This is a genomic window from Providencia sp. NPDC089933, assembly GCF_049545585.1.
Classification (GTDB): domain Bacteria; phylum Pseudomonadota; class Gammaproteobacteria; order Enterobacterales; family Enterobacteriaceae; genus Providencia; species Providencia huashanensis.
Window position 1 is genome coordinate 555963 of the sequence record NZ_JBMWDT010000001.1, and the last position, 19992, is coordinate 575954.

17 protein-coding genes and 1 tRNA gene are annotated in these 19992 nt (G+C 41.6%); 11 read left to right on the plus strand and 7 right to left on the minus strand.

The window, feature by feature from the left end; genetic code table 11:
• Nucleotides 1-21: 21 nt before the first annotated feature.
• From ACPEH5_RS02870 to ACPEH5_RS02880, 3 genes are all read right to left on the minus strand, one after another.
• Nucleotides 22-1788: a bifunctional alpha/beta hydrolase/class I SAM-dependent methyltransferase gene (locus ACPEH5_RS02870; RefSeq protein ID WP_281110847.1), complete on the minus strand. Its 1767-nt coding sequence runs from the start codon at nucleotides 1786-1788 to the stop codon at nucleotides 22-24.
• A 13-nt stretch (nucleotides 1789-1801) separates the two neighbouring features.
• Nucleotides 1802-2425 (minus strand): CDP-alcohol phosphatidyltransferase family protein, encoded by a 624-nt coding sequence (locus ACPEH5_RS02875; RefSeq protein WP_210831957.1) that lies wholly within the window; start codon nucleotides 2423-2425, stop codon nucleotides 1802-1804.
• A 236-nt stretch (nucleotides 2426-2661) separates the two neighbouring features.
• The gene (locus tag ACPEH5_RS02880; protein WP_181469252.1) at nucleotides 2662-3465 is read right to left on the minus strand and encodes a helix-turn-helix domain-containing protein; all 804 of its coding nucleotides are present in this window, start codon (nucleotides 3463-3465) and stop codon (nucleotides 2662-2664) included.
• Nucleotides 3466-3617: 152 nt separating this feature from the next.
• Here ACPEH5_RS02880 and ACPEH5_RS02885 point away from each other — a divergent pair, with 152 nt between their 5' ends.
• The 5 genes from ACPEH5_RS02885 (at nucleotide 3618) to ACPEH5_RS02905 (ending at nucleotide 9814) form a co-directional block, all read left to right on the plus strand.
• Entirely contained in the window at nucleotides 3618-4568 is a 951-nt protein-coding gene (locus tag ACPEH5_RS02885; RefSeq protein WP_129465864.1) for a 4-hydroxyproline epimerase, read from the plus strand.
• A 9-nt stretch (nucleotides 4569-4577) separates the two neighbouring features.
• The gene (locus ACPEH5_RS02890; protein WP_166684891.1) at nucleotides 4578-5825 is read left to right on the plus strand and encodes an NAD(P)/FAD-dependent oxidoreductase; all 1248 of its coding nucleotides are present in this window, start codon (nucleotides 4578-4580) and stop codon (nucleotides 5823-5825) included.
• 18 nt (nucleotides 5826-5843) lie between these two features.
• Complete coding sequence (dapA, locus tag ACPEH5_RS02895; protein WP_281110849.1) at nucleotides 5844-6710, plus strand: 4-hydroxy-tetrahydrodipicolinate synthase; 867 nt, start codon at nucleotides 5844-5846, stop codon at nucleotides 6708-6710.
• A gap of 15 nt (nucleotides 6711-6725) precedes the next feature.
• Nucleotides 6726-8210, plus strand: a complete 1485-nt coding sequence (locus ACPEH5_RS02900) for an aldehyde dehydrogenase (RefSeq protein ID WP_042843922.1) — start codon at nucleotides 6726-6728, stop codon at nucleotides 8208-8210.
• 86 nt (nucleotides 8211-8296) lie between these two features.
• Nucleotides 8297-9814, plus strand: coding sequence for an alanine/glycine:cation symporter family protein (locus ACPEH5_RS02905; protein ID WP_042843921.1), 1518 nt, complete (start codon nucleotides 8297-8299; stop codon nucleotides 9812-9814).
• Nucleotides 9815-9822: 8 nt separating this feature from the next.
• Here the strand turns inward: ACPEH5_RS02905 and ACPEH5_RS02910 are convergent.
• Nucleotides 9823-9910, minus strand: a tRNA-Ser gene (locus ACPEH5_RS02910).
• Between the two features lie 351 nt (nucleotides 9911-10261).
• Here ACPEH5_RS02910 and ghrA point away from each other — a divergent pair.
• A complete protein-coding gene (ghrA, locus tag ACPEH5_RS02915) occupies nucleotides 10262-11203 on the plus strand; it encodes a glyoxylate/hydroxypyruvate reductase GhrA (RefSeq protein ID WP_129465866.1) in 942 nt (313 codons plus the stop codon).
• Nucleotides 11204-11397: 194 nt separating this feature from the next.
• Nucleotides 11398-11949, plus strand: a complete 552-nt coding sequence (locus ACPEH5_RS02920) for a TorD/DmsD family molecular chaperone (protein ID WP_042843919.1) — start codon at nucleotides 11398-11400, stop codon at nucleotides 11947-11949.
• Nucleotides 11950-12092: 143 nt separating this feature from the next.
• On the opposite strand, the gene ACPEH5_RS02925 is transcribed toward ACPEH5_RS02920, so the two are convergent.
• Both ACPEH5_RS02925 and mdtH read right to left on the minus strand, forming a co-directional pair.
• Nucleotides 12093-12653: a lipoprotein gene (locus ACPEH5_RS02925; RefSeq protein ID WP_042843917.1), complete on the minus strand. Its 561-nt coding sequence runs from the start codon at nucleotides 12651-12653 to the stop codon at nucleotides 12093-12095.
• Nucleotides 12654-12691: 38 nt separating this feature from the next.
• On the minus strand, nucleotides 12692-13897 hold the full coding sequence (gene mdtH, locus ACPEH5_RS02930) for a multidrug efflux MFS transporter MdtH (RefSeq protein WP_042843916.1): 1206 nt from the start codon (nucleotides 13895-13897) through the stop codon (nucleotides 12692-12694).
• Nucleotides 13898-14171: 274 nt separating this feature from the next.
• Between mdtH and rimJ the strand changes: the two genes are divergently transcribed.
• Complete coding sequence (gene rimJ / locus ACPEH5_RS02935) at nucleotides 14172-14759, plus strand: ribosomal protein S5-alanine N-acetyltransferase (protein WP_129465867.1); 588 nt, start codon at nucleotides 14172-14174, stop codon at nucleotides 14757-14759.
• A 91-nt stretch (nucleotides 14760-14850) separates the two neighbouring features.
• Complete coding sequence (gene murJ, locus ACPEH5_RS02940) at nucleotides 14851-16389, plus strand: murein biosynthesis integral membrane protein MurJ (RefSeq protein ID WP_042843914.1); 1539 nt, start codon at nucleotides 14851-14853, stop codon at nucleotides 16387-16389.
• Nucleotides 16390-16590: 201 nt separating this feature from the next.
• On the opposite strand, the gene argS is transcribed toward murJ, so the two are convergent.
• Complete coding sequence (argS, locus tag ACPEH5_RS02945) at nucleotides 16591-18321, minus strand: arginine--tRNA ligase (RefSeq protein WP_042843913.1); 1731 nt, start codon at nucleotides 18319-18321, stop codon at nucleotides 16591-16593.
• 170 nt (nucleotides 18322-18491) lie between these two features.
• Between argS and ACPEH5_RS02950 the strand changes: the two genes are divergently transcribed.
• Nucleotides 18492-19043 carry a VOC family protein gene (locus ACPEH5_RS02950; protein ID WP_187550941.1) on the plus strand — a complete coding sequence of 184 codons (552 nt, stop codon included), beginning with the start codon at nucleotides 18492-18494 and terminating at the stop codon, nucleotides 19041-19043.
• A gap of 182 nt (nucleotides 19044-19225) precedes the next feature.
• Nucleotides 19226-19987, plus strand: a complete 762-nt coding sequence (cutC, locus tag ACPEH5_RS02955; protein ID WP_042843912.1) for a copper homeostasis protein CutC — start codon at nucleotides 19226-19228, stop codon at nucleotides 19985-19987.
• The last annotated feature ends 5 nt before the right edge of the window (nucleotides 19988-19992 follow it).

The window sequence follows — 19992 nt, forward strand, 5'->3', positions numbered from 1 at the left end:
ATCACTTACTATGAAAGTAAATTAGCGGCGTCTAGCTATAGATACACTGAATATACCCCAGTTATCGATAGATTGGTTTAATTTTTCAAAACCTGCCTCTTCAACTAATGTATCCATTTCGCCTTGGCTTCGGCAACGCATTACCCATGCTTGGCCGCCTTGGTGGCTTGGTAGTACGCGCGCGATCATTTCGACTTGGGGGTGCCAAGGCTGGCAAGTATAAATAAGTAAACCGCCTGAAGGTATGGCACGAGAAAGCCCATTTAATGATTGCTTAATTAACTCATTACTGGGGAAAAGCTCATATAAACCACTGACTACACCTATCGTTGGTGATGGTGTTACCGCAGCTAAGGAGTCAGCATCAAATGCATTACCTTCTATAAACTGGATCTTATCCTCAAGGTAACGTTGCTTAATATGTAAACGGCCTTGTTCAACATTGACTGAGCTATAATCGCGTAACAAAACAGATTCGACTTTGCCATAATCATTAATAGCGTCAAAGATATAACGGCCTTGGCCAGCAGCAATATCCATGATCCGAACAGGTATGCCATTTTCGCTTAGCTCACGAATAGCTTGGCGTAAAATGTTTTCAATGTTTACTTTTCGTTGGCGTATTCCTTGCCAGCCAATGCTATTGAGATATTGTCTATCAATAATACGACCAAATAAGCCTTTTCCTTGGGCTTTATCACGATATACATAATCCAGTGTTGAACCAGAATCAAAGCCTTTGTCATAACCAATACGTATCCTTTCAGAGGCTTTTCCAAGCGTACTCATGGATTTGCTCATGGTTTTATACATAAGGTTTTTAGGGCACCATTTAGGGAGCGGGGTCATTAGAGTGCGGTATTTTTCTGCGCTAACACTCCAGGTGTCTTCATATTGGTAATTATGTTGATAAAGGGGAAAACTAAACAGTTTTTCGACAAAATCCCGAATTTTTTCAATAGGAATATGGCGCTCTTTTTCGCCTAACGTATCGTGATAAAAACCGGGTAACACATGTTTTTCTTTAATTGGTGTATTCAGTTTTTCAAAGAATTGGTGTTGAGGGCGATGGTGAACCACGTGATCACTACCTGAAATAAATAATTGGGTTGGTAATGTAATCGCACCTGCATCTGCGACGATTCTATCGGCCGTTTTGTACAGTTCGAGTAAAATATTAACAGCGATAGGGCGAGTGATTAAAGGGTCACGATTAAACGAATCAATTCTTTGTTGGTCATGGGTGAGAAATTTTGCCTTTACATACGAATTAACATAAAACAAACCACGAGCTTTTTGCATTAAAGCTAAGCCAGTACGTGCAAATGGGACATATAATTTAACTTTAAATGCGGGGGAAGCTAATACCATTGCGCGGATTTTGGGGGCGTAATCATGTACCCAAGAGGAGACGAGCACTGCGCCAACGCTTTGGCCGATAACAATGATATTTTCTAATGGTATCTGATACTGCCTAGATATATAGCGAATAAATTCATCTACATCACTAATAGATGTACTTAATGAGGGGCTATAACCTCTCGGGCCGTCATTTCGACCATGCCCACGAGCATCCCATGCGAACATTGCAAAGTCAGGTAAATTTAATTCATCAACTAAATGAGCCACTCTCCCTGAATGCTCGTGACCGCGATGGAATAAGACAATAGCTTTCTGAGTGGGGGTTTCAGTTGGCCAATAGCGATAAAAAATAGAGGTATGGTCGCTAGTTGTAAAGTGTGATTCGGTAACGGAGCGTTGCGTCAGATAATCTGTCTGAACGTTCATAATTATTCCTTAATTATTTATTATCCAGTGGTGTATTTAACTGAGCAAGTGCTCGCTGGATACGGTTATAGCAGGTATAAAACAGCAACAATGACATAATAACCAACAGGTAAATAACCCAGTTTGATAAGGCTATTTGTGGGAATATGCTCACCAATAACCCTAGAGCCCCAAAAATAAACGCACGGTCACTTTTACCAATAGGGCCGTCATAGCGTCGTGATGCACCAATGGCTTGGGCAATGACACCGATGAACTCGGTTAATACTGACAGTACTAAAATCAATAATATCAACCAGAAGGACGAGTGAAAAATAACAATAAATGGTAGGTATAAAGCGATATCAGAAATGACATCACAGAGCTCATTTAAAAATGCACCAAGGTTGCTTTTTTGCTGATGTTCTCTGGCTAGCATGCCATCAATCGCATTCAATGCCATCCGAATAAACAAAATAAAAGGTAATAAAGCAAACAAGTGAGGGTTGGGGAAGAAAAATAAAACAGCACCGACCATTACGGATAAAAGTAACGCGGCTATAGTCACTTGGTTTGCTGTCACACCGGCTTTAAATAAGTAACGTACTAGCGGGCGGAGTAGATCTTGAAATTTAGGTTTCAGATCATAAATTGTCATTGGTTTATCCTTTCCTATCACTGCGAATAGTATGCAGGTTTGTGACATATCAATACGCGATCCATCTTAAGCCACAATAAGAGCTATCTTAAGTTAATATTATAGAAAAGGGAGAATAGAGTAGAAATTGAGATTGGACGTTAACTAACTCATTGAATTAAAATATAAAATAAACATTATCAATGAATGTTAAATAACTTTCATTATCTAATCTTTACTGAGTAGTTCAGTATTAATTAGGCAATTATTTTTTGTCTGTCTATGGCTGCTCGCATCCGTTTAAATTGGCTAGGCGTCATGGTTGTCATTTCTTTGAATTTACGGCAAAACGCACTGTGATCAGCATAGGCACATTTACTGGAAATCTCAGTGATTGAATAATTATCCTCCAATAATTCAATAGCATGTTCAAGACGCTTTTTTTGAATATATTGCTGAGGAGTGATCAAGAAAATAGCTTTAAATTGGCGATTCAATTGGGATAGAGATAAGCCGGAAATTTCCGCAAGCGTTGTCATTTTAATCGCAGTATCAAAGTTATCGCTAATGTAGCGTTCAACTCGACTAAGTTGGTTGTTTAGTTTTGGACTCACTGATTTCGCGTCTTGAAGGTCAACTGAAATACCAGCAACCCCAATGACTTGGTTATTCGTATTAAAAATAGGAACTTTAGTGGTTAAACACCAACCCAGTAAACCTGCTTTATAGAGATGAAGTTCAAGTTTATTGATGACACTAATTTTCTTTTCCATCACTAAATAATCTTGTGAACTATAACTTTGGCCTAACTCAGAATGGAAAATATCTTCAGCGCTTTTACCTACTACGTGGTTAACATGCTCAATTTTACAGCGAGTGGCTAAATTATCATTCGCAAGTAAATACTTTGCATTATGGTCTTTCACAAAGAAAGTCACATTAGGCAATGTATTTATAAGAGGCATCACTAAACCTAGGTGGTTTAGCAAAGTATCAATATTATCAACGGGAAAAAGCATATTTTCCTGACTAATCAATAATAATTTATTTAAATTGATCATGCTGTTCTCCGGTTCTTAAATTAATTTAACTAATTTTCTTAAATATTTTGAGATTGTGCAGAAAAACGCATAAGTTGATTGGAAAGATATCAAGAGTTGTTAACAAAAATCAAGCATTCTATTAACAATTAAAGTGGATAGGGTGCTAACAAATGCAATCTCATTATAAAAAAATTGAAGTTATAGATTCTCATACCGCCGGAGAACCAACGCGTTTAGTGATCGGCGGTTTCCCTGAGTTGGGAAATGAAAGTATAGCTGCACGATTAGAGTTACTGCGTGAGCATCATGATGATTGGCGTCGTACAACCATTTTAGAGCCTCGAGGTAACGATATTCTTGTCGGCGCACTCCTATGTAAGCCGCAAAACCCAGCTGCCGCAGCTGGTGTTATTTTCTTCAACAATGAAGGTTACTTAGGCATGTGCGGTCACGGCACAATTGGCTTAGTCGCGTCATTGCATTTTTTAGGGCAGATTTCATATGGAAAACACTTAATTGAAACCCCCGTAGGCGAAGTCACCGCCGAGTTACATCAGGATGGCAGTGTGAGTATTCAAAATGTTTATTCATATCGTTATCGTAAAGGTGTACAGATTGATGTCCCTGAAGTTGGCACCATCACTGGAGATATCGCTTGGGGAGGGAATTGGTTTTTCTTAGTTGAAAATTCGCCTGTTGCAGTCAATTTTCAACAAGTAAACCTACTGACAGAAATCTGTTTAAAAATAAAACAAGCCTTATTAGACCAAAAAGTTTTTGGTAAAGATAACCAAGAAATTGACCATATTGAGTTATTTAGTTCACACCCAACAGCGAACAGTCAAAGTTTTGTTCTTTGCCCTGGGGGCGCTTATGACCGTTCACCTTGTGGTACGGGAACAAGTGCAAAACTAGCTTGCCTTGCTGCGGATAAAAAATTAGTGGCTGGTGAAGTGTGGCATCAAGCCAGTGTTATCGGAAGCCAATTTCAAGCTAGTTTTCAGCATGCTGATGCGAATGGGATTATCCCTACGATTAGAGGCAACGCTTACATTAGTGGTCAAAATACCTTGCTTATTGATGAGCAAGACCCATTCCGTTTTGGCATTTCGGTTTCGTAGGGGAATGGTATGGCTTATCAATATCCTGTAGTCGTGATCGGTGGTGGTATTATTGGCTTAAGTATTGCACTAAGTGTGCAAGCTAATGGTACGGATGTGTTGCTCATTGATAAACATGAAATTGGCTCTGGAGCTTCGTTTGGTAATGCAGGGCATATTGCAACTGAACAGGTATTTCCTATTGCCGACCCTGCAGTGTTAAAATCCATTCCGAAAATGCTTCTCGACCCGCTTGGGCCCTTACGTTTAGATTGGCGCTACTTATTACCGTTAACACCATGGTTATGTAAGCTGGTGGGTAATATGCGTCACAAGCCTTTTACACACATCCACCGTACATTGACCACGTTGAATCGTGCTGCTTTTGATTCGTGGCAAACTTTTATTCAAAAATGGCAACTTAGTGACCTTGTTAAAATGGAAGGGTCGTTATTGGTTGCAGAAAAAAATGAAACCCTTGATAAGCTGGGTGAACATAGTGAATACCTTACAAAAATTGGTGTTAAAAACCAATTAATTCAACAAGCTGAACTATTGCAGCGTGAGCCAGCTCTATCAACAAGCCAGTTGGGAGGGATTTTCTACCCTGATACTGGGCATGTTATTGATTTAGCAGAATTGCACTCAAGGCTCACTCAGTCGTTTATCAATTTGGGTGGCCGAGTGTTAACCCACTGTGAAGTAACGCAAATTACTTCAACTTCAAATTTGGAAGCGACAGTAACAACAACGCAAGGCGTATTTTCAGGACGAAAAGTCGTGATCGCAGGCGGCGCATTTTCTAAATCATTAGTCAGAATGGTCAGTCGCATTAATGTTCCGCTAGAAACTGAGCGGGGTTATCATTTAATGTTGCCGCAGGAGGGGCGGCGGCTGAATATTCCTGTTTCAAGTATGGATAGGCGTTTTATTATGACCCCAATGGCTGGGGGATTACGCCTTGCGGGTACTGTTGAATATGCAGGGTTAAAACGACCGCCGAATATGCAACGTGCTCATCATTTTCTTCCCTTAGCAGAGCCGATGCTAACCACCCCGCTTAATAGCCAAGAATCAACGCCGTGGATGGGGTTTCGCCCTTCCACATCAGATTCTTTACCCGTAATTGACCACAAAGGCCCGTATATCTTTGCCTTTGGGCACCAACACCTAGGGTTAACCCAAGCGGCTATCACCGCAGATATAGTTAATTGTTTTATTCATGAACAGCCGACAGCCGTCGATTGTAGTCCGTTTTCTATTGAGCGTTTTCTTTAAATTTTGAGGATAATTCAAATGAACTTTCATGGCATTCTTGTACCATTAGTCACTCCATTTCACGATGATTTATCATTAAATATTAGTGGATTAGCAGAACTAACGGAGCAGTTAATTGCAAAGGGCGTCACTGGTTTAGTCGTGTGCGGAACAACGGGTGAATATTACGCATTAAATGAAGATGAACGCCAAACCGTATTATCAACGGTCAGCAAAATCGCCAAAGGGCGTGTGACACTAATTGCTGGCATTAACGATTTGTCAACCGAGGGAGCAATCGCACGTGCTGAACAAGCGAAAAACCTCGGTTATGAAGGTTTAATGTTATCACCGCCTCCGTATAGTCTACCCGATCAACAAGGGGTATATGCCCACTATGAAAAAGTAGCAAAATCAACCTCATTACCCATTATTATGTACAATTTCCCTGCTCGTATTGGTATAGAAATTGAAATTGATACGGTGATGAAGTTGGCAGAAATTGACAACATTGTCGCTATCAAAGAGAGCAGCGGTAGTTTTAGCCGCGCACTTCATTTACTCCAAACGTCATTTAAAAACTTTGAAGTGATCTGCGGTTGTGATGACCAGCCTGTGGACTTTTTCTTCTGGGGCTCTAAAAGTTGGATTGCTGGAGCAGGTAATGTATTCCCATCTGAACAGGTGGCAATTTATGAGGCTGCTCAATTAGGGGATTGGGATAAAGCCAAGCAAATTATGAAGACCATATACCCAGCAATTTATTCTATGGAATCAGGTGATTATAACCAAAAAGCTAAAGCTGGCTGCTTAAATGGCTCATTTACTGCGGGACCTGTTCGCTTGCCATTATCAAATTTAGCAACTGCAGCACGTAATGAATTTATCAAATTAGTCAAATCGTAGCTGGGGGATCACAGAATGAAAATCACTCAAGAACAGGTATTCGAACGCGCTAATCAAGGGAAATTATGGGCGGGCAATTTGATTGAAGGGTATGCAAATCATAATAATAAGTTAGAAAACCGTACGCCGATTGATAATAGCCTCATTGGGTATATCGCAGATGGGGATGCCCAAGATATTGAAGCTGCGGTAAGAGTGGCTCGCAACACGTTTGAAAAGGGAATTTGGCGTGACCTATCCCCTCAAGAACGTAAAGCTGTAATGCTTAAATGGGCTGATCTTATTAGCCTGCACAGCGAGGAGTTAGCTGCGTTGGATTGTGTTGATGCAGGTAAACCAATAACTGAATGTTTAAATACGGATTTACCCGCCACCATTGAAACTTTCTATTGGTATGCTGAAACTCTCGACAAGCTGTTTGGTAAAATTGCACCAACTAGTCAGCAAGAGCTAGGGCTGATTGTTAATGAGCCTATTGGCGTGGTTGGGGCAGTACTTCCGTGGAATTTCCCAGCACAAATGTTTGCATGGAAGGTTGCGCCAGCTCTTGCTGTGGGTAATTCTGTGGTGGTCAAACCGGCGGAGCTAACATCGTTAAGTGCTTATCGTTTGGTCGAGCTTGCCTATGAAGCGGGTGTTCCTAAAGGGGCACTAAGCCTTGTATGCGGCTTAGGGGAAAAAGTCGGTGAGGCACTTGGGCGGCACAATGATGTTGATGTTGTTTCCTTTACTGGTTCAACTGAGGTAGGGCGCCTGTTTCTAAAGTATTCGGCTGAAAGTAACTTAAAAGAAATTATTCTTGAGTGTGGTGGTAAAAGCCCGCAACTTGTGTTCGAAGATGCAGATATAGAGGCTGCAATTCCGCATATCTTGGCCGCTGCATTTTGGAATATGAGTGAAAACTGTAGCTGTGGTTCTCGTCTGATAGTACATGAAAGTATTAAACAGCCACTATTAGCAAAGCTAACGATGGCACTGAAAGAATGGAAATTGGGTGATCCACGACAGGCTGAGGTGTCAATAGGGCCTATGATTGAACAAGCGCATTTTGAGAAGGTTCAATCGTTTTTAGACATAACAATAAAAGAAGGAGGTCAACTCGTTACAGGTGGAAAAGTCCATCATGAGATAGGTTCAGGCTGGTATCTTGAGCCGACAATTTTTGATGAAGTTACTCCCCAAATGTCACTGTTTAAACATGAGGTGTTCGGGCCCATTTTAGCAGTCACTTCATTTAAAAATGATGATGAAGCAATTGCTTTAGCGAATGATACGCACTACGGCTTAGCGGCCTCGTTTTATAGTCAGAATATTCATCGAGTTATGCATGTTGCCCGTCGTATTAATGCAGGAACGGTTTCGGTAAACGGATTCAGTGAGGGTAGTATCGCTACGCCGTTTGGAGGTTTCCGGCAATCAGGCTTTGGCGGTAAAGATAATGGGTTAGAGGCTTTCGAACAATATACACAAAAGAAAGTTATCTGGTTTATTCACCAATAAATAACGTTGACCTGAGCTCTAAGGGCTCAGGTTTTTTTTCCCCTGCAAACACACAATAAACAATTACAATAACGAAGGAGTACAAAATGGAAGCCATCGTTAATACAATCGTTGGTTACATCTGGGGTAATGCATTAGTCATATTATCGCTAGGTGTGGGGCTTTACTTTACTTTAGCGACACGTGGAGTACAGTTTCGCTATATCATCAAAATGGTTTGTTTATTAAAGGAAAATAAAGCATCAAAGGATGGGATTTCTTCATTCCAAGCATTTTGCTTAGCTTTATCTGGTCGCGTTGGTGTTGGTAATATTGCTGGGGTCGCAACCGCCGTTGCCGCGGGTGGTCCCGGTGCTATTTTTTGGATGGTAGTCATGGGGCTATTAGGAGGGGCTAGTGCTTTTATTGAGTCAACATTAGCTCAGATTTATAAGCAACGTTCTGATGGCCAATATCGAGGCGGCTCCCCTTACTACATTGAAAAAGGTTTAAAGTTAAAACCGTTTGCAATCGTGGTGGCTGCTGTCATTTGTTTATCTTATGGGATATTAGTTCCTGGTATTCAAGCCAATACCATCGCAGATGCTTTCCAAACATCTTTCAATCTCCCTCCGATTGTGACAGGTGTAATCGTCACTGTGCTAATGGCGTGGTTAATCTTTGGTGGCGTCAAGCGTATTGCGAGTGCTGCGGATAAAATTGTGCCGATTATGGCTCTTGCTTATATCGTGATGATGGTGATTATTTTAGGTAGCCATTATGAGAAAGTCCCAGCAATGTTTAGCTTGATATTCCGTAGTGCAATGGGGATGGATGCTGTTTTTGGTGGAATTATCGGTACTGCGGTTTCATGGGGGGTACGCCGAGCTGTTTTTTCTAATGTTGCTGGTGCAGGTGAGGCAACATTCAGTTCTGCGGCGGCTGAAGTGAGCCATCCGGTTAAACAAGGTTTGATCCAAGCCTTTTCAATCTATATTGATACAGTTGTGGTATGCACGGCTTCAGGGTTGATGATCCTCGTGACCAATATGTACAATGTGTTCCCTGACGGTTCTGCAACAGCATTAGTTGAATATGTCCCAGGAGTGGCCGCAGGAACGGCGTGGACACAAATGGCGGTATCCACAGTATTTACTTCAGCCGGGTCAGGGTTTGTTTCAATTGCCGTATTCCTTTTCGCTTTCACAACACTGATGGCTTACTATTATATTGCAGAAACAACCATCGTTTACCTTGATAGGAAGCTGTCTTATCCAGTACTCAAATTGATCCTTAAGTTTGTATTTTTAATTATCGTCTTTATGGGAAGTGTGGAGTCAGTTAGCCTAATGTGGAGTTTAGGCGATATTGGCTTTGGTAGTATGAGTTATCTCAATTTAATCGCGATAGTCTTTCTTTCGAAACCTGCATTGCGTGCTTTACGGGATTATGAACGACAAGAAAAACTGGGAATTGACCCTGTTTTCGACCCAAAAGTAGCAGGGGTGGAAAATGCTGAACTTTGGGAAGACATTAGCCGCGAGTACCATGAAAGAGGTATCGGTATTGGCCCTAAAAATGGGCAAGAAAAGGAAGTTTTGTATAAAGAAGAAAGGGAAAACTAGAAGAAAAATGGCGGTGAGGGAGGGATTCGAACCCTCGATACGTTGCCGTATACACACTTTCCAGGCGTGCTCCTTCAGCCTCTCGGACACCTCACCGTTTTTCTAAATCTGTACTGCTATATCCGTTGTGGAGTAGGTAATAAAAACCTGCTCTGCAACGGGGCGCTACTATAGGGAAAATAGCGTCTTGCGTCAACTATCTATTTATTCTTTTTCCCACATTTATGGTTGTTTAGCTAAATAAAAATCAATTTGATTATTATCTAATCTTAATTGTTATATTTTAGGGTGACTGATATTTGTTATGTTAATTTTGAACTGCAAGAAGGGAGAGTGAAAACCGTTAGCTAGTTAACAAAATTCTTATAGAGTGAGCTGTATAAGGTTGATTAACTTGAAAAGAAAAGCCATTCGGCACACTCTGTTAGAAACCGAAGAGGAGTCGCCATGAATATTTTATTTTACCATCCATTTTTTGATTCAAAACAGTGGATTGAAGGCATGCGTGCTAGATTACCACAAGCTAATATTCGTCAATGGGAAAAAGGGGATAATCAAGCAGCTGATTATGCCATGGTTTGGTTACCCCCTTATGAGTGTTTAGCTGGGCGTAGTGATTTAAAAGGGATTTTTGCATTAGGTGCAGGTGTCGACGCTATTTTAAAACAGGAGCACGATAACCCTGGGACATTACCGGCTGGGGTGCCTGTTATGCGGTTAGAAGATACGGGGATGGCGATTCAAATGGAAGAATATGCCTGTGCGAAAGTCTTATCTTACTTCCGTCGTATGGATGAATACCGGCAGTTACAATCACAGCGCCAATGGAAACAATTGCCAGCGTATCAACATGACGAATTTGTTATTGGTGTGATGGGGGCTGGTGCTCTAGGGCAAGCGGTGGCTAAGCGCCTAGTTAGCTTTGGTTTCCACGTCAAAACATGGAGCCGCTCTGAAAAACACCTTGATAAAGTGAAGAGTTATTATGGCCATGAGCAGCTTGCAAGCTTCCTTGCAGGAACTCGTGTGGTGATCAACCTATTACCAAGTACTCCTGAAACGGTTGGTATTCTCAACCAGCAATTATTTAGCCAGCTACAAAAAGGCGCATATGTGATTAACTTAGCACGTGGCGCACATTTAATTGAACAAGATTTACTCTCAGCGCTTGATTCAGGGCAAATTGCTGGTGCGGCGCTAGATGTGTTTGCTAGCGAGCCATTATCGCAAATGCACCCATTTTGGACACATCCACGCATTGCCATTACGCCACATGTCGCGGCGTTTACGCTACCTAATGAAGCGATGGATATGATTACCAGTAATATTCAGCGTATCGAAGCGGGTGAAGCCCCAGTTGGTGTTGTTGATATGCAGCGCGGTTATTAATTACTGTTCTGTTATTGCGAGTGGGGCGGTGTATACCAAGAGCCACTCGCTATTATCTTGTTTCTATTTATTCACCTGTCGAGGTTATTCCTCTTTTTCTTACCTAATATATTTCCTATTTTTTCGATATACTAAAAGATCATTGCGTTGGTCACGACGATGTGGCTATTGATTTGTAAAATAGGAAAATGTATATGAACGAATTTTCAATCGTTTGCCGTATTTTAGGCACACTATTTCAACGTAGCCCTGATGACAGCCTAGTTAAACCGCTGATTGACCTGATCGCACAAGATAAACTGAAAGCATCATGGCCATTAGAGCAAGATGAACTTTGGTCTCGTATGTCAACAGGGTTAGATGTCAAAGCCATTAGTGCGGATTATCATGCGTTATTTACGGGTGAAGTGCCGGCAGTATCAATGCTAGCGAATGATTACGACTCTGAAATCACTGAGGCAGAGGTCCGTGAGTTTTTAACGGTGAGAGGCATGTCTTTAACCGATGCACCAACAGACGCATTTGGGGCTTTATTACTGGCAGCATCGTGGTTGGAAGACCAAGCAGCGGAAGATGAAATAGCCGCTCAAGAAGAGTTATTCGATAGTTATATCCTAAGTTGGTATGGTACTTTTTTAGGTAAAGTTGAAGCTCACGCCAAAACGGCATTTTATCGTACGCTGGCACAAATTACTCGTGACGCTGTTATTGCTTTACGTGATGAGTTGGATTCAGAAATAGAGTGATTGTGACAGGGTCACATCAGGAGAGGCCGGTTTTAGCCTATTATTCTCATGCATTGATTAATATTTTTGATTGAACTAGAAAGGCAACAGATTTCTCTGTTGCCTTAAATGCGTTTCTCAATCGAAATAATTTATGGTGATAACTAATCAACTAATGGAATGACCAGTTTACCGGGTTTTATTTCTAAGCCTTTCGCTAATTTTTTAGCGGTTGCCTCAGCTGCACCGTTATCTGGGTTTAATACATAAACAGGCTGAGTTTCGAAAAATGTTTCAAGGGAGCTATTCAAATAAGGGATAACGGCTGACATTGCGGTGTCCATTTTTTCTGGCATCACCGTATATTGGCTAATATTTAATTCTTTTAGGTAAATAGAGCCTGTTTGTGCGTCAAAGTATGGGCGGGCGGTCAGCGTGAGGTTAATTTGCGCTTCCGCTTTACCAATCAGGGAGTCTAATTTAACGGTTGCATCCCCAGTTAGTGCTATCTTCCCCGGTTCACTGCGGCCAATTTCTGATTTTAAATTCGCCAGTTGAATATCCGCATCTGCAAAGCCGGTTACCCCAACCTTGTGGTCGTATTTTACTTTGTTCGCCAGATAGTTATTAATTTGTGATTCACTAATACTGAATTCAGATAATTGACTACAGCCAGTCAACAAAGTGAGAAAGCCAATCATTGTCGCCAATAAAAATTTTTTCATAATGACTCCTTTTACAATAATACTGCTAGTTTAGCGTATTACTGCCCACTCAACATGACTGTTTCTATTTTTTTACGATTAAATTGCTTGTGGAGTGCCCATAAAGTAATAAAGCCGATAATGCCTAATAAAAACCACGGTAGTTGCGGCATATTCCATTGATGGCCAATATCATACATCCAGCCGCCTCCGGTATAACCGACGGCTCCTCCTAATGCTAAGCCTAAGCGGCTAAACCCCATATAGCTGCCACGAGCACGAGGATCTGCGAGAGAAGCACTGAGAGTTTCTCTAGCGGGGTCAGCGGTAACGGTTCCAAGATAAAACAGGCAAATAAGTGCAAATAATGTATTGAGCGAAGTTGTCATTCCAATTGGGAACATGCTGATGCTCATCAAAAATAAGCCGGCCATCAGGCGTTGTTCAAGGCGGAAATGTTTTTCACTCCAGCGCGCAATCGGGTAGAGCAATGTTAAAGATATCGCGGCTTCGATAGCGTACATCCATTTGACCGCAGTTGGTGTCCCTGCCAATTCATTAACAACAATAGGAAACATTAACATAACTTGCACAGATAACATGAAGTAACCCGCTAGAGTTACAACATAAGTGACAAAACGTTTATCTTTTAATACCCGAGCCATACCTTCTTTTATTGGGGTTCTAACGGTTGAAATGCGGTAAGCAGGTAATAACCAAGCGTTACAAATAGCCGCAATAACAAAGACAGCGGCTCCTACCCAGCAAACATAGTGGAAGTCGTATTGTAAAAGCCAGCTCCCAATTAAGGCACCAATTACTGCCCCAGCGCTGTCTTGCATTAACAGCAAAGAATAGAAGCGCCCACGTTCGTAAGGACGAGTTAATTTGATCACAAGCGCAGTTCTGGGTGGGTCAAACAGGGTGCCGCCAAGAGCTGAAAGTACACAGGATAGCCATAAAACCCACGGGTCATGGGCAACTGCCATGACGGCGAACCCGCTAGCACGCAACAGCATTCCAATTACAATCATGGGCTTGGCGCCAAAACGGTCAGCGATAGCTCCCCCAAAAATACCTAAACCTTGCTGTACAAATTGCCTAAGGCCTAAGGCAAAACCAACGATTACGGCTGCCCAACCTAGCTGGTCAACAAATCGAATTGAAATAAGGGGAAAAACGACAAAAAACCCGAGAACAACTAACATGTTGTCGAATAAAAGGAAATACTTACCAAGGCTTCTTGCCCGTGACACCTGCGCCATGACACACCATTAGAAAAATAGCCAAGAGGGATGGAACCTTAATGTTACTTGTCAATAATATCAGTATAATATGAGGCAATAGATGATATTTTTTTATCGTGGGTAAAGGTGGTTATTGATGATTTATTTTTATCGATAAATAGCCGCCATATTTTGCATCGCAGTGTTATTGGTTGCGTTAAACAAGTCTAGTCACATATTTATGTATGCTCCTAGGTCTTTAAATTACAATCTAGAACAGTTGTCAGGGTTTATTATTAATTAAGGGTTAACGATGTTTGGTTATCGTTCAAATGTACCTAAAGTACGTCTTATTACTGATAGAATGATTATTCGTTTGACTTATGAACGTGATAATTATCGACTTGCTGATTATTATAGTTTGAATAAAGATTTTTTGATGCCGTGGGAACCAACGCGGGATAATTCACATTATCAACCCGCAGGTTGGCAAAACCGGTTACAAGTGATGAATGAAATGCACCGTGAAGGAAGTGCTTATCATTTTCTTTTACTAGATAAAGAAGAAAATGAAGTGATGGGGGTTGCTAACTTTAGTAATGTCCTACGAGGTTCATTTCATGCATGTTATTTAGGGTATTCCTTAGGTGAGAAATGGCAAGGTCATGGCTTGATGTATGAGGCATTAACGCAAGTGACGCGTTATATGCAAAAGCATCAAAAAATGCACCGTATTATGGCTAATTATATGCCTCATAATATGCGTAGTGGTAACCTTCTGGCGAGGTTGGGCTTTGAACGTGAAGGTTATGCAAGGCAGTACTTACAAATCAATGGTGAATGGCGAGATCATGTCTTGACGGCATTAACCGATGATGCGTGGGGACGCCATAAAGCTTAAATACCTAAACTCCTAATTTACTTTTCAATCGTAGTCAGTAGCAGCGGGCGCTGTTAAACTGATACGATTGTATTCTTTTAGTTTATCAATCATGAATTTATTAAAATCGCTAGCAGCTGTAAGCTCAATGACCATGATGTCCCGTGTGCTTGGGTTTATTCGTGATGCTATCATTGCTCGGGTTTTTGGCGCTGGGGCTGCAGCTGATGCCTTTTTTGTCGCGTTTAAATTACCAAATTTATTGCGTCGGATTTTTGCAGAAGGCGCGTTTTCTCAAGCTTTCGTTCCTATATTAGCTGAATATAAAAATCAGCAAGGTGAAGAGGCAACTCGTACATTTGTTGCTTATATTGCGGGGATGCTAACACTGGCACTGGCAATTGTGACGGTGGCTGGTATGGTGGCGGCACCTTGGATTATTTATGTAACTGCCCCAGGGTTTACCGATGATGCGGGTAAATTTGCCCTAACAACGGATTTACTTCGTGTCACTTTTCCGTATATCTTTTTGATTTCACTCGCCTCATTAGCGGGAGCAATCCTGAATACTTGGAACCGTTTTTCTGTTCCAGCCTTTGCCCCAACCTTGCTCAATGTCAGCATGATCATTTTTGCTGCTTTTGCTGCCCCTTATTTTGATCCACCGATTATGTCACTTGCATGGGCAGTACTTGTGGGTGGGGTTTTACAGTTAGTCTATCAGCTACCTTATTTAAAAAAGGTTGGTATGTTAGTTCTGCCACGTCTTTCATTTCGAGATAGCGGCGTTTGGCGTGTAATGAAAATGATGGGACCCGCTATTATTGGGGTATCTGTCGCGCAAATCTCATTAATTATTAATACTATTTTTGCTTCATTTTTGCAGTCAGGCTCGGTTTCTTGGATGTACTATGCAGACCGCCTGATGGAGTTACCGTCTGGTGTACTCGGGGTCGCCTTAGGGACTATTCTGCTGCCGTCGTTGGCGAAAAGTTTCACAAGCGGTAACCAGAATGAATATCGTCAGTTAATGGATTGGGGGTTGCGTCTTTGTCTACTATTGGCGCTACCTTGTGCTCTTGGGTTAGCAATATTATCTGAAGCGTTAACGGTTTCTCTTTTCCAATATGGCAATTTTACAGCTCATGATTCTTTGATGACACAATATGCTTTAGTGGCTTACTGTGTGGGTTTGACAGGGATGATTTTAGTGAAAATTTTAGCGCCGGGGTTTTATTCACGCCAAGATATTCGCACACCAGTTAAAATTGCTATCGTGACTTTAATATTAACTCAATTGATGAACTTGGCTTTTATTGGGCCGCTCCAGCATGCTGGCTTAGCCTTGTCTATTGGCTTAGCAGCGTGCTTCAATGCCGGTGTTCTGTATTGGCAATTACGTAAACAAGATATTTTCCAACCTCTAGCTGGCTGGAAAGGTTTTCTATTTAAATTATTAGTTGCTTTAGTGGTAATGGGGCTTGTGTTATTTGGTGTATTGCACTTTATGCCATCATGGCAAGAAGGGAATATGCTAATGCGCATGCTACGTTTAATTATGGTGGTGGTTATTGGTGCGGCTAGTTATTTTATTGCCTTGTTCGCCCTCGGTTTTCGGCCACGTGATTTTATGAAACGCAGTATCGCTTAAGCTGTATATCGGACTAATGTTGAGAGGCCCAATCAATGTATTGGGCTTTTTTGTTGCTTTTTTCGCGAGCCTTATCATTTGTTTTTATGATGAGGTTGGTAATTCCATCAATGAAATCTAGAAAAGTGACAAAGAGTTTAGTCTCTAAGCATAAAAAAACAGCCCACATAGTGGGCTGTTTTTTGGGCTTGATAGCCACAATTACATTCTTTCAACGGTTTCTATACCAAGTGTATCTAAACCAGTTTTCAGTGTTTTTTGTGTTAATGCTGCAAGTTTCAGGCGGCTTTGACGTTGATTTTCGTTTTCCGCTGACAGAATAGGGCAATGCTCGTAGAAACTTGAGAATAACCCAGCCAATTCGTATAAATAGGCACACATAACATGAGGAGTTCCTTCCCTTGCTACTGTCAGGATGGTTTCTTCAAACTGTAATAACCGTGTTGCTAGTGCAATTTCACGTGGATCTTGTAATGAAATCGGTAAAGTGAGGTCAGTGTGGCTTAAGTTAGCCTTTTTGAAGATAGAGGCCACACGCGTATAAGCATATTGCATGTAAGGAGCTGTATTTCCTTCGAAGGCTAGCATGTTATCCCAATCAAAAATGTAATCTGTGGTTCTATTTTTTGACAGGTCAGCATACTTAACCGCACCAATGCCCACAACATTTGCAACATTGACCAGCTCGTCCTCTGGCATTTCAGGGTTTTTCTCGCGGATCAGGTTTTGTGCGCGTTCAATAGCCTCATCAAGTAAGTCAGATAAACGTACCGTTCCGCCTGTGCGAGTCTTAAATGGTTTACCATCTTTACCCAACATCATACCAAACATATGGTGTTCCAAAGACATGGATTCAGGGATGTAACCGGCTTTGCGCACGATAGTCCATGCTTGCATTAAATGTTGATGTTGGCGTGAGTCAATATAATACAGCGAACGGTCAGCATGTAGGGTTTCATAGCGGTATTTGGCACAAGCAATATCTGTGGTGGTGTATAAGAAGCCGCCGTCTTTCTTCTGAACTATTACCCCCATAGGCTCGCCTTCCTTGTTTTTAAACTCGTCAAGAAAGACAACCGTCGCACCTTCGCTTTCAACCGCAAGGCCTTTTGCTTTTAAGTCCGCGACAATATTAGGTAACATGCTGTTATATAAGCTTTCACCCATCACGTCATCTTCAGTTAATGTGACGTTTAAACGGCGGTAAGTTTGTTGATTTTGTTGCATGGTGATATCAACCAATTTACGCCACATTTGGCGGCAGTATTCATCACCTGACTGAAGTTTTACTACGTAGCCACGGGCACGCACGGCAAACTCTTCATCTTCGTCGTAATGCTTTTTCGCTTCACGGTAAAACGCTTCGAGGTCAGCAAGGGCCATATCACTTGCATCTTCGTTTTGTACTTTTTCAAGGTAGGCAATTAACATACCAAATTGCGTACCCCAATCACCTACGTGGTTGGCACGGATCACTTTATGACCAAGATATTCTTGAGTACGCGCGGCAGCGTCACCAATGATAGTTGAACGTAAATGACCAACGTGCATTTGTTTTGCAACATTTGGTGCGGAGTAGTCAATAACAATCGTTTCAGGTTTAACGGGTGCGATGCCTAACCGTTGTGAAGTTAAAGCGTCTTCGATATGTTTCTCTATCCAAGTCGGTTCAAGGAAAATATTAATAAACCCAGGACCTGCAATTTCGATTTTGCTTGCAACCCCGTCCAAATCAAGGTGATTAACAACCTGCTCAGCAAGTTGTCTCGGAGCCATCCCCATTTTTTTAGCAGCGCCCATTACCCCGTTGGCTTGATAATCGCCAAACTGAGCCTTCGCGGACTGACGTACCAGCGCGTCACTGCCTTCTGGAGCACCTGCTGCTAGCATTGCAGCACCAATTTTATCTGAAAGAATCGCCTGAATATTCACCGAAATACCTTAAATTACGAACATAGTTACCGCATTGTGCCATCACATGCGCAGAACTAAAAGGTGGAAGAGAAAAATCGGCAGGTTTTATACCACATTTTAGGGCTCTCATGCTACAGTCTGCGCCATTGTTTAGGGGATTAGTTTTATTGAAAGGGGCTTTTGGCGTCATGAAATTGAGTGAAGTTTCACAATTACAAGATTTATGGGACGATTTACCTGTATTTAGGGATAAATTACAGCAGATGGCTGAGGAATTAAATTTATCCTTGTCATCATATCTTATTGACCATATCTCAGTACGTTGCCATCAGATTAACACCGCAGAACGTTGGCACCAAGGTTTAATGCAGTGCGCGCAACTGGTGTCAGATAACCTTATCAATGGCCGCCCAATACGTTTATATGAGCTAGCAGAGCCGATTAGTATTGCACAGCAGGATGTTTATATTATTGAGCTTCCATTCCCTAAAGATAAAATCTACCCAAAAGAAAGTTGGGAACATATTGAGATGGTCATTGATGTTGAGCCTTCACAATTAGAAATGGCAGCACGTGCTCTACTGCCAGACCCTCTACCTTATGGCTACAGGATCAAAGTAAGTCAACCCAAAGGCCAGCAAGAAAGGTTGCCTAATCCAACATTAGCAGTGTCAAATGGTGAGGTAACGGTTAAATACCATCCATTTTCGCTAAAAAAGATAATTGAAAGTGAAAAATAAGTGATACAAGTAACGTTATTGATCAATAGTCCCCGTTAACTTTTCGGGGTGTGATATCCATCCGATAACATTCACTGATTAATGGCATTATTAATTCAAGTGTTAACGTTTAACATTATAACCCTACTGTTATTGTAGGGTATTTAAAGCATTAGCTTTATTGCCACTTTTTGGAGGTCATCATGGCAAAACTGGAAATTTGCTGTTTCGGGATCGAATGTGCCCAAGTGGCGCAAGAATATGGTGCGGATCGTATCGAATTGTGCTCTGGCGCCGCAGATGGTGGGCTGACACCAAGTTATGGTTATCTGAAATTAGCAAGGGAAAAACTTTATATTCCAGTTCATCCTATTATTCGTCCTCGGGGTGGTGATTTTTGTTATAACGTTAGTGAGTTTGATGTTATTTGTGAAGATTTAGTCATGATTAAAGAAATGGGGTTTCCTGGGGCAGTCGTGGGAGTCCTTGATACAGAGGGACGTATTGACATTAACCGAATGCAGGTACTAATGGAAATAGCACAGGGAATGAATATCACATTCCACCGTGCATTTGATATGTGTATCAACCCAATGCTTGGACTAGAACAGTTAAAAGAGCTAGGTGTTGCACGGATATTAACTTCTGGCCAACAACAAGGTGCAGAATTGGGCTTACCTCTCCTGAAAGAACTGCATGAAAAAAGCCGCCAGATGGATGGGCCGAAAATCATGGCCGGGGCTGGCGTTCGTTTAGCTAATTTAAGTAAGTTTATCGAAATAGGTTTGACCGAAGTCCATAGCTCAGCGGGTAAAACCGTCCCTTCAACGATGAATTATCGTAAAGTCGGTGTCACAATGGCATCAAATAGTGAAAGTGATGAATTTACTCATTATTGTGTCGATGGGCCAACGGTAGAAGCGATGAAAGACTTTATTTCTATTACAGAAAAAGCCTCTGCGTAGCTGAT

Coding starts and splice junctions, on each gene's coding strand:
- ACPEH5_RS02890 (WP_166684891.1), top strand. CDS start 4,578: ATGGCTTATCAATATCCTGTAGTCGTGATCGGTGGTGGTATTATTGGC.
- ACPEH5_RS02870 (WP_281110847.1), bottom strand. CDS start 1,788: ATGAACGTTCAGACAGATTATCTGACGCAACGCTCCGTTACCGAATCA.
- ACPEH5_RS02875 (WP_210831957.1), bottom strand. CDS start 2,425: ATGACAATTTATGATCTGAAACCTAAATTTCAAGATCTACTCCGCCCG.
- ACPEH5_RS02880 (WP_181469252.1), bottom strand. CDS start 3,465: ATGATCAATTTAAATAAATTATTATTGATTAGTCAGGAAAATATGCTT.
- ACPEH5_RS02920 (WP_042843919.1), top strand. CDS start 11,398: ATGAACGAATTTTCAATCGTTTGCCGTATTTTAGGCACACTATTTCAA.
- ACPEH5_RS02885 (WP_129465864.1), top strand. CDS start 3,618: ATGCAATCTCATTATAAAAAAATTGAAGTTATAGATTCTCATACCGCC.
- murJ (WP_042843914.1), top strand. CDS start 14,851: ATGAATTTATTAAAATCGCTAGCAGCTGTAAGCTCAATGACCATGATG.
- ACPEH5_RS02925 (WP_042843917.1), bottom strand. CDS start 12,653: ATGAAAAAATTTTTATTGGCGACAATGATTGGCTTTCTCACTTTGTTG.
- ACPEH5_RS02905 (WP_042843921.1), top strand. CDS start 8,297: ATGGAAGCCATCGTTAATACAATCGTTGGTTACATCTGGGGTAATGCA.
- mdtH (WP_042843916.1), bottom strand. CDS start 13,897: ATGGCGCAGGTGTCACGGGCAAGAAGCCTTGGTAAGTATTTCCTTTTA.
- ghrA (WP_129465866.1), top strand. CDS start 10,262: ATGAATATTTTATTTTACCATCCATTTTTTGATTCAAAACAGTGGATT.
- dapA (WP_281110849.1), top strand. CDS start 5,844: ATGAACTTTCATGGCATTCTTGTACCATTAGTCACTCCATTTCACGAT.
- ACPEH5_RS02900 (WP_042843922.1), top strand. CDS start 6,726: ATGAAAATCACTCAAGAACAGGTATTCGAACGCGCTAATCAAGGGAAA.
- cutC (WP_042843912.1), top strand. CDS start 19,226: ATGGCAAAACTGGAAATTTGCTGTTTCGGGATCGAATGTGCCCAAGTG.
- ACPEH5_RS02950 (WP_187550941.1), top strand. CDS start 18,492: ATGAAATTGAGTGAAGTTTCACAATTACAAGATTTATGGGACGATTTA.
- rimJ (WP_129465867.1), top strand. CDS start 14,172: ATGTTTGGTTATCGTTCAAATGTACCTAAAGTACGTCTTATTACTGAT.